The organism is Polynucleobacter necessarius (assembly GCF_900095185.1).
GTDB lineage: Bacteria > Pseudomonadota > Gammaproteobacteria > Burkholderiales > Burkholderiaceae > Polynucleobacter.
The window spans coordinates 90,952-104,081 of sequence record NZ_LT606948.1 but is presented as its reverse complement, the minus strand read 5'-3'; the positions used below and the strand labels follow the sequence as shown (position 1 = coordinate 104,081).

17 protein-coding genes, 1 tRNA gene and 2 pseudogenes are annotated in these 13,130 nt (G+C 42.1%); 14 read left to right on the top strand and 6 right to left on the bottom strand.

The annotated features are described in order from the left end of the window. The first annotated feature begins 152 nt into the window (after positions 1–152). The 3 genes and pseudogenes from DXE31_RS09925 (at position 153) to DXE31_RS09915 (ending at position 1,332) form a co-directional block, all read left to right on the top strand. The gene (locus tag DXE31_RS09925; protein WP_197712070.1) at positions 153–626 is read left to right on the top strand and encodes a hypothetical protein; all 474 of its coding nucleotides are present in this window, start codon (positions 153–155) and stop codon (positions 624–626) included. Positions 627–650: 24 nt separating this feature from the next. Further along, positions 651–956, top strand: a pseudogene (locus DXE31_RS09920) (sulfatase-like hydrolase/transferase); the annotation flags it as partial. Between the two features lie 43 nt (positions 957–999). Continuing rightward, positions 1,000–1,332: a hypothetical protein gene (locus DXE31_RS09915; RefSeq protein ID WP_197712069.1), complete on the top strand. Its 333-nt coding sequence runs from the start codon at positions 1,000–1,002 to the stop codon at positions 1,330–1,332. Positions 1,333–1,697: 365 nt separating this feature from the next. Here the strand turns inward: DXE31_RS09915 and DXE31_RS11820 are convergent, their stop codons facing one another. Beyond that, positions 1,698–1,868, bottom strand: a complete 171-nt coding sequence (locus DXE31_RS11820) for a sodium-dependent bicarbonate transport family permease (RefSeq protein WP_269460612.1) — start codon at positions 1,866–1,868, stop codon at positions 1,698–1,700. A 13-nt stretch (positions 1,869–1,881) separates the two neighbouring features. Beyond that, positions 1,882–2,478 (bottom strand): sodium-dependent bicarbonate transport family permease, encoded by a 597-nt coding sequence (locus DXE31_RS00565; protein ID WP_269460555.1) that lies wholly within the window; start codon positions 2,476–2,478, stop codon positions 1,882–1,884. On the opposite strand from DXE31_RS00565, the gene DXE31_RS00560 reads away from it, so the two are divergent. The 9 genes and pseudogenes from DXE31_RS00560 to DXE31_RS12580 form a co-directional block, all read left to right on the top strand. After that, positions 2,452–2,778, top strand: coding sequence for a LysR substrate-binding domain-containing protein (locus DXE31_RS00560; RefSeq protein ID WP_114697435.1), 327 nt, complete (start codon positions 2,452–2,454; stop codon positions 2,776–2,778). The genes DXE31_RS00565 and DXE31_RS00560 overlap by 27 nt on opposite strands. Before the next feature lie 504 nt (positions 2,779–3,282). Beyond that, positions 3,283–3,654, top strand: a complete 372-nt coding sequence (locus tag DXE31_RS10740) for an Arm DNA-binding domain-containing protein (RefSeq protein WP_231969224.1) — start codon at positions 3,283–3,285, stop codon at positions 3,652–3,654. Between the two features lie 181 nt (positions 3,655–3,835). Continuing rightward, positions 3,836–4,573, top strand: coding sequence for a tyrosine-type recombinase/integrase (locus DXE31_RS10735; protein WP_231969220.1), 738 nt, complete (start codon positions 3,836–3,838; stop codon positions 4,571–4,573). A 385-nt stretch (positions 4,574–4,958) separates the two neighbouring features. Next, complete coding sequence (locus tag DXE31_RS00550; protein WP_231969218.1) at positions 4,959–5,246, top strand: hypothetical protein; 288 nt, start codon at positions 4,959–4,961, stop codon at positions 5,244–5,246. 73 nt (positions 5,247–5,319) lie between these two features. After that, the gene (locus DXE31_RS00545; protein WP_114697433.1) at positions 5,320–5,568 is read left to right on the top strand and encodes a hypothetical protein; all 249 of its coding nucleotides are present in this window, start codon (positions 5,320–5,322) and stop codon (positions 5,566–5,568) included. Continuing rightward, complete coding sequence (locus DXE31_RS09635; RefSeq protein WP_162785488.1) at positions 5,568–5,795, top strand: hypothetical protein; 228 nt, start codon at positions 5,568–5,570, stop codon at positions 5,793–5,795. The genes DXE31_RS00545 and DXE31_RS09635 overlap by 1 nt, the downstream gene beginning before the upstream one ends. A 399-nt stretch (positions 5,796–6,194) precedes the next feature. Continuing rightward, the gene (locus DXE31_RS09910; protein ID WP_197712068.1) at positions 6,195–7,118 is read left to right on the top strand and encodes an acyltransferase family protein; all 924 of its coding nucleotides are present in this window, start codon (positions 6,195–6,197) and stop codon (positions 7,116–7,118) included. Next, positions 7,087–7,920, top strand: coding sequence for an acyltransferase family protein (locus DXE31_RS09905; RefSeq protein ID WP_197712067.1), 834 nt, complete (start codon positions 7,087–7,089; stop codon positions 7,918–7,920). The genes DXE31_RS09910 and DXE31_RS09905 overlap by 32 nt, the downstream gene beginning before the upstream one ends. Before the next feature lie 19 nt (positions 7,921–7,939). After that, positions 7,940–8,245 (top strand): annotated as a pseudogene (locus DXE31_RS12580) (SGNH hydrolase domain-containing protein); the annotation flags it as partial. A 295-nt stretch (positions 8,246–8,540) separates the two neighbouring features. Here the strand turns inward: DXE31_RS12580 and DXE31_RS00530 are convergent. From DXE31_RS00530 to tsaE, 3 genes are all read right to left on the bottom strand, one after another. Continuing rightward, a tRNA-Lys gene (locus DXE31_RS00530) sits at positions 8,541–8,616 on the bottom strand. Positions 8,617–8,702: 86 nt separating this feature from the next. Then, a complete protein-coding gene (locus DXE31_RS00525; protein WP_114697431.1) occupies positions 8,703–10,049 on the bottom strand; it encodes an N-acetylmuramoyl-L-alanine amidase in 1,347 nt (448 codons plus the stop codon). 17 nt (positions 10,050–10,066) lie between these two features. Then, the gene (gene tsaE / locus DXE31_RS00520; protein WP_114697430.1) at positions 10,067–10,627 is read right to left on the bottom strand and encodes a tRNA (adenosine(37)-N6)-threonylcarbamoyltransferase complex ATPase subunit type 1 TsaE; all 561 of its coding nucleotides are present in this window, start codon (positions 10,625–10,627) and stop codon (positions 10,067–10,069) included. A gap of 43 nt (positions 10,628–10,670) precedes the next feature. Between tsaE and queG the strand changes: the two genes are divergently transcribed. Further along, positions 10,671–11,765 carry a tRNA epoxyqueuosine(34) reductase QueG gene (queG, locus tag DXE31_RS00515; protein ID WP_114697429.1) on the top strand — a complete coding sequence of 365 codons (1,095 nt, stop codon included), beginning with the start codon at positions 10,671–10,673 and terminating at the stop codon, positions 11,763–11,765. Positions 11,766–12,003: 238 nt separating this feature from the next. Beyond that, positions 12,004–12,231 (top strand): AzlC family ABC transporter permease, encoded by a 228-nt coding sequence (locus tag DXE31_RS12260; RefSeq protein ID WP_331852021.1) that lies wholly within the window; start codon positions 12,004–12,006, stop codon positions 12,229–12,231. Here the strand turns inward: DXE31_RS12260 and DXE31_RS00505 are convergent. Continuing rightward, positions 12,188–12,964: a GntR family transcriptional regulator gene (locus DXE31_RS00505; protein ID WP_114698609.1), complete on the bottom strand. Its 777-nt coding sequence runs from the start codon at positions 12,962–12,964 to the stop codon at positions 12,188–12,190. The two genes, DXE31_RS12260 and DXE31_RS00505, sit on opposite strands and share 44 nt — an antisense overlap. Positions 12,965–13,130 lie beyond the last annotated feature (166 nt).

The window sequence follows — 13,130 nt, the reverse complement described above, 5'->3', positions numbered from 1 at the left end:
CCGGACAGCATATTCAGCATACGGACATTAGCGGTAATCTAAATTATATCTGACAGCGAGATCTTTCAACCAATATTAAAACGAGAGGCCATAGACTAGCTGAACTGGGTTATCACGCTAGCTATCAAGGTAAATGGCATTTATCTGCCACCATGGATCTCACCTCAAATCCACTAGATGTGTCGCTTAAGCAATATCAACAGACCCTAGAATCTTATGACTTTAAAGACTATTTTGGCTTAGGAGACCTAACTGATACTACTTTGGGTGGATATCACTATGATGATGTCACGGTCTCTTCAGTTAGTACCTGGTTCAGAACAAAGGTTCAAGAGTTGAGAGCTAAGGGTCAGCCTTGGTCTTTGGCGGTGAACTTTGTCAATCCGCATGATGTGATGTATTTCAATTCAGATTTACCAGGGGAAAATATCCAAAGTAAATCTCATGCCATGAGCATTGCTAGAGCGCCAAATGATGATATCTATAACGCTACCTGGAATGATGTGCCATTGCCTCCAATGAGGAGACAATCATTTGATGCGTCTGGAAGATCCAAAGGTCAAAAGCTTGATCAGCAGATTATTGATCTCATGATTGGTCGGTGGCCAAATGAAGATCGACGCTGACGCGATTTACAAAATTATTATTTCAATCCTATTCGGGATTGCGATCGTAAGGTTGAGGTAGTCCTCGAGATGCTCAAAATAAATGGCATGGATAAAAATACTATTGTGATTTTTAACCCCGATCATGGGGAGTTGGGTGGTCATCATCAAATGCGAGGTAAGGGCCCATCGACCTATCGACAGCAAAATCATCTACTTTTAATGATTTTGCATCCGGCGTATCCTGGTGGTCTTGAGTGTGAGGCAATCACCTCACAGTTAGGTCTCGCGCCAACGATTATTGGGTTAACAGGAAAGGATCCCGCGGTCCGTCAAAAAGCAAGTCAATAATTAGAGGGTAGGGATTTTTCGGGCTTACTCAAGATTGACCAAAGTGAATGCTATTCGCCCGGCCTCCTTGTTTAATTTTGATATGTTGTCTTATCAAGATACCAAGTGGGCATCCATGACGATTCATACTCAAAACTTTAGATCATCTGATCCAAAAGTTCAGGCAAAAATGTTAGAAAAGTATCTGCCAAACTTTTCGAATCGTACTTCTAGTCGTAGTATTTTGGATGGGCAATATCGGTTTTCAAGGTACTTTGCCCCCAATAACTTTAATACCCCAAAGACTATCGAGTCCTTGCTAGCTAATCATGATCTCAAAAATGATCCTGAGGAGATTAATAATCTTGCCTTAGACATCAAAAAAATGGCGATTTAATTTTAGCTTTAAATCAAGTTACTAATGAGCGCATGGCACAAGAGGTTGGTGTTAATAATGGCATATTTATGCCGATTCCAAATGGGCAGTGGTATTTTCCGCCCCCAGGTGATCGATAGAGTCGCACATTCTTGAGGGGTATATTTCATTTGGATATAGTCCAATAGTTTCGTTGATCCTCAAGCGCCATTCATGCCCACTCAAGACGTTCCATAAATTCCGAATTGTCGCTAACGGTCGCCACATTTAACTAATGTCATATGAAAGAGCCCCTAGATTTCTCTGGAGGCTTTATATACTGATGGGTCGGGTGAGCTTCGAACTCGCGACTAGCGAATTAAAAATGCCCTTAAGACCTTTACACCTCAATTAAATTGCTGAGCAATCCAAATATATGCGGGAATTCCAAGCATGATGTTGAGTGGAAAGGTTAGCCCAATCGAAAGCCCAAAGTAAATTGACGGATTCGCTTCCGGAATGGCGTAACGCAAAACCGCTGGTACAGCAATATACGATGTGCTAGCCGATAAAACCATCAGCAAGATAGTATCAGACAGAGGTAGTAACTCCAAATAGAATACACAATCCTAAAGTGATTGACGCATGTACTAACGGACTAATCGTTGCATAAGCTATTAAAGCGACCGAGTTCTTAGAAGCATCCTTCAAATTTTTAGCAACCATTAAGCCCATATCTAGCAGGAAAAAAGCCAGCATTCCTTTAAACAAATCGCCAGAAAAAGGTTGCATCATGGTTTTGCCGGCTTCACCACTAAGGTCACTCACCACTACCATTGCGCCTAGAAGTAATAAGTGCGCGCCATCGGTAAATGACTCATGCAATATTGCTTTTAATAATGGCCTTTTTGATCCGGAGATCTCTGAGTTGTGTCTGAGCATATTCGCCAGGAGAACAGCCATAATGATTGCCGGTGACTCCATTAAAACCAATGCGATTGCCATGTATCCATTTGGGTTTAATTGACTTTGCTCCATGTATTGAATGGCAGCAACAAATGCCACTGCGCTAACAGATCCATAAGAGGCTGCAACTGCTGCCGCATCAAACTGATCAATTTTATTTTTTTTAGGAATAGATATCCTAAGGGTTGGCACAAGATGCTGTTGATAGCTTCCAAGGAGCATTTGCTTGCCAAGAAAAAGATAGTTGACCTTTCTTCACTAAAAAATGAAAAATTTATTTTTAGAGAAAAGGGTTCTGGTACTAGAATGGCAACAGATGCTCACTTCAAAAGATTGAAACTCAAACCAGAGATCAGATTAGAGCTTGGAAGATCAGATCAAGAAGAAGTTGCTATTTTGAAATGCAAAGAATTTCCCATTGAGTCAAGTTGGCACATTGTGAGTCCTAAAGGTAAACAATTATCTCCAATCGCCACAATCTTGAAGGAACGTCTATGTCAACAGGCTAAAAGCTGGAAGTAGAGTCTGGCATCCTAGGTCCCAGTTCGACCCCCCGGAGGCCAGCAAGTAATACCAAAACCACCAGATGGTGGCTTTATTTTGTCGGCTTACCCGACAACCACCATTAAGTGTCCGGAAACACGACATTAGCATCTTCCTTGAGATGTTTATAGTCAAATCAGCCACCCAGCGTAGATCATTCCCACCCAATCAACGGACATCAAGACTCCCGATTGAATTCCAACAGTCACCAATACATCCCAAGAAACCAAAAGAAAAAGGACCACATTGCTGTGATCCCTTTGTATAGCTGGTGGGTCGGGCGAGATTCGAACTCGCGACCAACGGATTAAAAGTCCGCAAAACAGAATATTTATTGATGTTGATTAATGTGAATAAGTCCTTGTAATATCTATAAAAATCAACAAATATATGGCTTTCATGGCTATATTTTATATTCCTCTATATTCCGCTAAATAGATATAAAATCAATACATGACCAATACATGGATAAATTGAGTTTATATGGCATCCAGCCAAATAGGCTTTACAGTACCCAAAATCAGCGCTTTGAAGTGCGAAAAGGGCAGGTCGCAGTCTATCTACTGGGATAGCAAAACACCCAGCCTAGGGGTTCGTGTGACACCTTCAGGCAAAAAAGCCTTTATTTTCCAAACATGGTTTAACAATACAAACCTTCGCATGACTATTGGCGATGTGAACTCTTGGTCAATTGATAAAGCCCAATCCGAAGCAAGGCGTATGAAGGTGCTTACAGACCAAGGAATTGACCCAAGGGAAGAAAAGGATGAATTAAAACAATCCATAGCGCGAAAGTTGAAGGGTATCCAAGGTTTGGAGGTGTGGAAGGATTACATTGCAGACCGAAAAGACTAATGGGGTGAACGACACTTGTTTGACCATAACGATATGGTGAAGGCTGGTGGTGGTAGTTTTTCTAGAGGGTTACGCCCCCTGGGCAGCCAAAAACTAGGCAACCAGGCTCCTTGTTAGTCTGTTATCGCTACCCATCAATGAAATCACTAGGGATAAGGTTGCAACATGGCTAAAAAAAGAGGTGCAAAAGCGCCCAACAAGAACACGACTTGCTTTGTCTTTGCTTAAAGCATTTATTGCTTGGGCTGGTAACCAGCCAAAATACAAAGGCTTAATTGATATAAATGCTTGTGACAGGCTAGCAAGGGAATTGCCTAGCAAAAAAGCCAAAGACGATTGTTTGCAGAAAGAACAGTTGAGCCTATGGTTTGAAGGTGTTAAGCAAACCAATAATCCAGTTATCAGCTACTATCTTCAGATTCTTTTGCTTACCGGCGCTAGGCGCAATGAGTTAGCTACGCTTAAATGGGCTGATGTTGATACGCAATGGCATACCGCTTTAATTAGGGATAAGGTGGAAGGTAATCGCAAAATACCGCTTACACCTTATGTAGAGTTGTTGCTAAACAATCTGAAAAGGGTGAATAAGTATGTATTTGCCAGCCATACGGCTAAAAGCAAATATATAACCGAGCCACGAATTGCTCATTTACAGGCTATGGAAGAAGTTGGATTACCGCCGCTAACTTTGCAAGGTTTGAGAAGGTCGTTCGGAACATTGGCAGAGTGGACAGAATGTCCAGCTGGTATCAGCGCTCAAATCATGGGGCATAAGCCATCTGCTTTGGTTGAAAAACATTATCGCAAGCGACCAATTGATTTATTGCGCCAATGGCATATAAAGATTGAGACATTTATTCTTGATGAGACTGGGATTTTGCAGACAGAAGAGGATACAGAACGCTTAAAAAATTATTGAAAATAATTAATATTATTTTTTATTTTTGCCTTACAAAAGTGTTTTGATGTTGATAAAATTCCACTATCAATGTTTTTTATTGATTGACACAAGGGAAAGACCAGTAGCAAAAAAAAGCCCAATTTCGTAGGGCGCTTGGACTACTTCAAGCATGCGCAAAAAACATAAATCCAAATTGGGTTTTCGCATGCATGGAGATTCCAAATGGATAACCAGTCTCATAATTACCGCCAGGGCTATCGGCCGTAGCGGGGCGTAGAGATTTAATAACCACCCCTGAATTCGCACAGGTATTTAATGTGAAGCCGCAGACGGTTCATAAGAATTACTGCTTAACAGGTGAAGTCTATGGAATTCGACCAATCAAGATTGACAATCGTTTACTTTGGTCAGTGGTCAAAATATCCGCAATACTGCAGGGCGTTTTATGAGTCTAAATGCCCAAAGAGGCCGTCCAGCACCAGCGTTCCAAGAGTATGCATCTGATATGTTGGCAAATTCTCGCTACAAAACCATGTTACTTGCTGAACGAGGTCTTATGGATACCATGCGAAGAGAGTGCTGGGTTAATGGCTCTATTCCAAAAGAGCCAAGGGAATTGGCGGCATATCTTGGGAAGCTTTTTGAAGAAATTAACAGCAACTTATCAGTCAAAGTATTAAATTTTTTTTAGAGAGCGTAATGACCAATTAGTTTGCCCTGAGCTTGATGCGTACAGGGCTGGACTGGAAGCAAAAAGCAAAAGAATGTCTGAGGGTGGCAAAAGAGGTGGAAAATCCACGCACAATAAGGCCAAGGTAGTTAAAGCCACCCTTGAAGCCATGCTTAAGCCCCTGAGTGGAGAGGGGTTGAGTAGAGGGGAGCTGAGTGGAGATAAAAAGAAGTCTTTAGAGAAAAATATTACTACGGAAGAAATGGCTGGATGGGTTGCAGATTATGACAACTCGCCTGATTCATCTAACGCATATCTTATTGCCTCTAAAGGAGGTCATTAATGACAACCTCTTGCATAGAGTATTCACCTCTAAATCAAGCCAGCACTGAAGTCCTTGATAACCCTACTCCACGCATCAACCTAGCAACATCAGAAGATATTCGCAGAGAAATGGCCAAGGTCTATCGAGAAACTAGGTGCAACAAAATATTGCCCAGTAATGGCACCAAACTCGTTTACATGTTGATGAACATACTCAAAGCGTACACACGGAGGTTGCGGAGATAGAAAGAAGGCTCACAGACCTGGAATTAGCACATTTAGTGGGCAATAGATAATGGTTAAAAGTCGTTTACAAAAGCTAATCAAAAAGATAAAGCCTGCAATTTCACAAATCTATTGCATAGGCTGGAAGGATTGCACTTGGAGTAAATCTGAAGACCTCGTTAGGAGTGATAGTGAATCTAAGGAGGATTTCTGTAGCAGAGTCTACCAAGCCACGAAGAAGCAGTACATATGGTTTGATTAATAAATTTTTGTGAGAAGCAAGTGAAGAGTGGGCATTGCTATGTTAATTGCTACTAATTACTATTTGTGCAAGAGTATTATCCCTCCCAATTGCATATTTAATGACTGGCACAAGTTAAGATTACGATTCTATTGAAACCCTAATTAAAAATTAACGGAATGACAACAAAGCCCTCACATTTATCCCACCCAAAGTACCGTCCTGATATTGACGGCTTGAGGGCGGTTGCCGTTTTGGCTGTAGTGGCTTTTCATGCGTTTCCAAATTGGGTTAAGGGTGGCTTTATAGGGGTTGATGTATTTTTTGTAATTTCCGGTTATTTGATATCTACGATTATTTTTGAAAACCTAGATAAAGGCACTTTCAGATTTTCTGAATTCTATGCTCGCCGCATTAAACGTATATTTCCTGCTCTTATTTTGGTTCTGGGGGCTTGTTTAGTTTTTGGCTGGTTTATTTTACTTGCTGATGAGTACAAACAGTTGGCTAAACATGTTGTTGCTGGCTCTAGTTTTTTATCTAATCTTGTACTATGGAAAGAAGCTGGATATTTTGATAACTTATCGGATACCAAGCCATTATTGCACTTATGGAGTTTGGGAATTGAAGAGCAATTTTATATAGTCTGGCCACTGCTCGTATGGTTTTCTTGGAAACGAAAATTCAATCTATTATTTATTGCAATTTTTTTTGCCACTCTCTCATTCATCCTTAATGTTAAAAATATTAGACAAGATGCAATTGCTACATTTTATTCTCCGCAAACCCGTTTTTGGGAGTTGTTGAGCGGAAGTGTCCTGTCGTGGGTAACGCTATATAAAAATGATGCTTTCTTAAACCCTGCAAATAAGATTAATAGATATTTTGCTTCTGTTTTCCGTTCCGATAGGACGGAGGTCAATGGCAACTTGCTATTTAGCCTTTTATCACTTTTTGGTTTGATATTAATTGTCTTTGGATTATGGCACATTAACAAAGAATTAAATTTTCCAGGGAAGTGGGCATTGATTCCGGTGTTGGGCGCCACAATGATTCTTATAGCTGGACCCAATGAAACTTGCTATTTGGTTCGGTTTGATTAGCTTTCCACTTTATTTATGGCATTGGCCATTACTTTCATTTGCTAGAATTTTTGAGGGTGAAGTGCCCAGCACGACTATTCGTGCAACAGCCGTAGCGTTGGCGATTATCCTCGCATGGGCAACGTATAAATTTATTGAAAGCCCATTTAGAAAGGGTTATAAATTCAGTAGGCCAACTAGGCTACTAATTTTTTGTATGGCTTGCATAGCCCTAGCTGCGATTGTTATTTATATTAAAAATGGCGCCCCATCTCGCCCATTTCAGTCTAAATATGTAAAGTACGCTGGCTCTATCCGCACCCCAGAAAAGCAACAAGAGTGTTCAGACATAAATCATGCATACGAAATACAGGGAAAATGGTTTTGTCACTTAGGTCGTACGGATAAACCAATTCAATATTTTGTCTACGGTGACTCGCATGCGGCCATGTTGATTCCAGCTTTTGAAAATTTTGCAGAAGAAAATAATGTAGGCATGCTACTCACTAGCACCTCTGGATGTCCGCCATTATTGGGAATTCAATCTATGCGAGGCAGACCTTCTATAGATAGATATAACTGTAAAAAACTGAATGAACGTGTCTTTAGTTATGTAAAGAGCAATAAGATTCCCAATGTAATTTTGGCGGCTCGTTGGACTTATTATTTAGGAGGTATATCAAGACCAAACGAGTTTAATTTCATAGCCCTTGATGAATCAAAGGAGCCAAGCAAGGGTTATTCTAGGCATTCATTCAAGGTTGCACTTGAAAAAACAATTAGCGAGTATCAAAAAATTGGTGTTAATTTAATTTTTTTTTGAGGATTCGCCACAGCAAAAATGGGAGCCAAAAGACATCCTGAGACGCTCTGAACTTTCTGATATCTCTATTAATAAATACTCAGTTACTACTGATGAGCACAAACAAAACCAATTTATTGCAAATCAGATTTTAGAATCTTACAAAGTAAATGTTATTAATTTTGACGATGTGATATGCAATAAAGATATATGTCCGCTTGTGCTGAACGGTAAATTTTTGTATTCAGATGATGACCACTTAAGCGTGGAAGGTTCTTATTTGGCTTATCCAAAAATGGCTACACAACTCAAGAAATTATCTACCCCATTTAATTTGCCAAAATAAAGTCTTCGATTTAAATTTCAGACTATCAGTTTTTACGGTGTTATGTTTATGTGTGCTAAAGATTCTGTAGTTCTCTGTATTCGTATCAATCCTCGAAATTGACACTTCGTAAAATTAACTGTAGTTAGAACCCATTTCTACTTCAGTAAAAATATCCTAGCTGCTATGGTTATTCACCATCATTCAATCGATAATTATTTGCCTATAAGGCGCCTAAGCAATACATAGCCAATACATGGTGCTATAAATGAAAAAAGGCTTCAAAAGCAATTCGCCTTTAAAGCCTTGTGCATCTTGGTGGGTCGGGCGAGATTCGAACTCGCGACCAACGGATTAAAAGTCCGCTGCTCTACCGACTGAGCTACCGACCCAGTTTAGTCATAAATTATAGCAAGCAATTTGTTGGGCTTGCCCCGGTCTGCAGGGGCTGTCCGTTAGCCCGTGTACTTACAAGTTCCTAGGAGTGCACCCGTCTGGCGACTGGAGGATTTTTGGAAAAATAGTCCTTAATTCCTCTCAAAATAGCCTCAGCAATACGATCTTGATATCCATCATCATTTAAGCGAGCTTCTTCTTGAGGATTGCTAATAAAAGCAGTCTCAACCAAGATCGAGGGAATGTCGGGAGCTTTCAAGACCGCAAAGCTAGCTTGTTCAACCTTAGGCTTGTGAAGAGTTGCAAACCCTCCAATTTGTTTGAGAATGGAATTGCCTACCTGAAGTGAGTCTTTAATTTGCGCAGTAGTGGACATATCCAAGAGCAGGTTGGCTACTTGCCTATCTTGCGTTTTAATATTGACACCACCAATAAGGTCGGATGCATTTTCTTTATTAGCCATCCAACGTGCTGTCGTGCTGCTAGCTCCCATTTGAGAAAGTGCGAATATCGATGCGCCTCTAGCTTTAGGTTCTATAAACGCATCAGCATGTATTGACACAAATAAATCAGCCTCTACCCTTCTCGCTTTTTGGACTCGGACATGCAATGGCACAAAGTAATCACCATCTCTAGTCAAGAAAGGGCGTATGTACGCTTCCCCTTCGATCTTGTTCTTGAGGCGTCTAGCAATAGCAAGAACGACATTTTTTTCTCTTGAGCCTGCAGCGCCAATTGCCCCTGGATCCTCGCCACCATGACCGGGATCTATTGCAATCGTAATTAATCTTTTGTATTTGGCGGTTACAGGAGGCTCTTTTGGTTCGGGAATCGCTTGTGCTACTGGTCCTGCTGGAGCCTTCGCTCGCTCTTTTTCTTTTTTGGTGGCGAACTGTGCGATCAAATCAACTTCTTCGTTTGATTTTTCAAGTGCACTCTCTTTTTTAGAGCTACTTCTCACCAATGCCATTAATGGATCTAGTGGAGTAGTGGAGTAGAGATCAAACACCATCCGGTAGTTGTACTCACCAATTGGGTCAAGCGTAAAGAGTTGAGGTTTGATAGGCTCTTTTAGGGTAAATACTAAGCGCACAATGCCTGGTTGAAATTGTCCTACCCGCACCTGTGAAATATATGGATCGTTAGGTTTGATTTTGGCCACTAAATCTTTGAGTGTCGGATTCAGTTCCAGGCCCTGCACATCAACCACTAAACGCTCTGGGTTATTCAAAATTTGTTGCGTCATTGGGAGCGGGGTATCAGACTCCAACGTAACGCGGGTATAGTCCTCAGAGGGCCAGACGCGTACACTCAAAATTTTGGCGCCCCATGCAATATCTACTTCCGTCAATAGTAATACAAAGCCTAAGAGCTTGGCTGAAGATTTCAGGTGCTGCCTACGAGAGAGATTGACTTTTTTCTTATCCATTGCGCATTACTTGTTATTCATGACGGATTCGCTTGAATATCATCGATCACTATTTTGCCTGCCTCTGAGATGGCATTGATAGTAATAGGGCGCTCATCTTCGTGAGTTCCTGTCACAAGTTGTATCTGAATATCAAATTGGGGTAATGTGCCTTCAGCTTTTTCTGGCCACTCAATTAAGCACAAGCCAGGCACATCAAAATGTTCCGCAAATCCAACCTCCTGCCACTCCAAAGGATCGCGCATACGGTAAAGATCAAAGTGATGCACTGTGAAGGGATGGGTGGTTGCATTCTGCTGAGGCTGAAGAATGGGGTAGGGCTCGTATAAGGTGTAGGTGGGACTTTTGACTCGACCCTCATGACCCAAGCCTTGGATAAGATGGCGCGCAAAAGTCGTTTTGCCAGTCCCCAGGTCACCTTCGAGAGAAACATTAAGGTGGGCATTTGGGTTGTGATGGAGTATGCGCTGTAATGCGGTGGCAAATTCTTGGGCAAGCTTTGCGGTTTCCGCTTCCTGCCTACAATGTTGCGTAAAAGATGCTTTAGGAGATGCCTGAGGCGTCTGATTTTTAGTCATTGCCTTAGTGTATTCAATTATTGCGCTACATTCTGTATTCCGTATGTCGTTATCTGCTAACCCTCCATCTTTAGATCGGTCCAATTTACGTGAGTGGCTGGAGGTGCAGGCTGCTGCCTTGGGGTTTGATGACCTGCGCATTACTGATACTCATTTAGGTCCTGCTAGCGATCGCCTTAACCAATGGCTTGCACAGGGGCGTCACGGTCATATGGAATACATGCAGCGACATGCTGATTTACGTTCTAATCCTGAGCTCTTGGTGCCCGGTACAGTAAGAGTCATTTGCGTGTCACTCAACTACTTGCCATGCGATACCAATTTTGATATCGAATGGCAGCGACTTGAGGACCCCACTCAAGCAATTGTCTCAATGTATGCTCGTGGGCGCGATTATCACAAGGTGCTGCGAAACCGTATGCAAGAATTTGCCAAACTGGTTGAAGAAAAGATCGGCGTATTTGGTTATCGGGTATTTACCGACTCGGCACCTCTAATGGAGGTTGAATTAGCGCGCAAAGCGGGCTTAGGTTGGCGTGGCAAACACACGCTTCTACTTAATCGAGAATCTGGCTCTACCTTTTTCTTGGGCGAGATCTTGATTGATGTGCCGCTGCCGATCGATTCAGAGATAGAAGAACATTGTGGTGTCTGTACATCCTGTATTGATGTTTGTCCTACACAAGCCATTACTGCACCTTATCAATTAGACGCAAGACGTTGTATCTCTTATCTCACGATTGAGAATCCTGAGGCTATTCCAGTGGAGTTCAGAAAGGCGATGGGTAACCGAGTGTATGGTTGCGATGATTGTCAATTGATTTGCCCGTGGAATAAATTTGCCAAACGAACTGAGTTTCCAGACTTCGCGCGTCGTCATGACTTAGGGCAAGCAACGCTATTACAGCTTTGGTCTTGGACTGAGGCTGAATTTGAACACCGACACGAGGGTAGTGCGATTCGTCGCATTGGTTACCAATGTTGGCGCCGAAATCTTGCCGTAGCAATGGGTAATGCGTTAACTAGTTTAGAAGTGAATGATATAGATCAGCAAGCCATTCGCTCAGTACTTGGCGATGCACTTCCACAGGCACACACATTAGTCGCCGAGCATATAGAGTGGGCCCTCAGGGCCTAGAGGGCTTACAATTAATCCATGTCATCCTCTCCCACTAGCCTGACATTGATCCCAGTGAAATCGCGCTAGATGAGGGCGCAGTACAACGCTTTCAAAGTTCTAGTGATGCATTTTGGTCTGGTATTCGAGATGCGGCAGGAGCTCCTGCGATGGAGCTCTTTGCAGGCATGGTTGGCTTTGGTGCGATGGGTAAAATTCATGGCTTTGATGTTTGGTTTACCACCTTCACTTCATTTTTATGTTCGCTTTGCCGGACCAGGTGGTCTTGCTAGAGATGGCAATTACAGGCCCATCTGTTTGTGCAATCGCTCTCGCAGTAACACTTACCTCCACCCGTTTTATTACGATGATGATGACGCTCTTTCCGCAGTTTCATCAAAAGGATCGCAATCGTAGTCTCTATGCTTCAGTGCATTTACTCGTTATGACTGCTTGGGCAATTTCGATACCAGAGGTCTCTTGCTAGGGCGGCTTGATCCACCATGACCTCTTTGAGGTCTAAGGGTTTGTTCATGATTGTGCCGTCTCGGATGACGCAAGCGTTTTCTAAGTATTTGCGCAACCACATCGCGTTTATTTTTAACGTGTTGCATCATGATTTTGCGCATGCGGCCACTATCATGTGCTTTGAGGGCATCAAGCATCTCTTGGTGCTCTTCGACAGCTTTTTCCCATTTGACGCCATCTTGGTTGGAGCGAAAGCGCAACGCTTCAATGCGGGCATTCACCTGGGTAAAGAGTTTAGATAAAACAGGATTATTAGCGGCTTGATTAATCAGTTGGTGAATGCGTAAGTTGAGTTTGTAATAACTTGATAAATCACGACGCGCATACGAGGCCATCATTTCATATTGAAGCGCTTCTAATTCGGAGAGAGTCACATCACCTATATTTTGAGCCGCCAATTCCCCAGAAAATCCTTCGAGATTGGCGATAACGTCAAAAGTATGCATGACATCTGCAAGACTCAATTGCAGGGCAATCGCTCCACGATTAGCAAGCAGCTCAACCAAACCCTCTGCAGCTAGACGACGAATTGCCTCCCGAATCGGAGTGCGTGACACATTCAGGCTTTCAGCTAGCTCCCGCTCATTCAGTTTGCTGCCAGGAGCAATCTTGCCCTCTACTAAAAGGGATCTGAGCTTTTCGAAAGTCGCTTCATGTAAATTCTGCGAATTGGAGTGTTCTAGGTATGACATGCGCTGGTCCCCATTTGAGTCATAGACTTCTAAGTTTGTATACAAAAATAATAATAAACGATCTTTTAGTAGAAATATAGGCTTTTAAACCCTCTATTTGGGAATATATTCAGTTTGTTTGTAGATAAATTGTATACAAAATGGAAATTTTCTGAAAATTGTCATA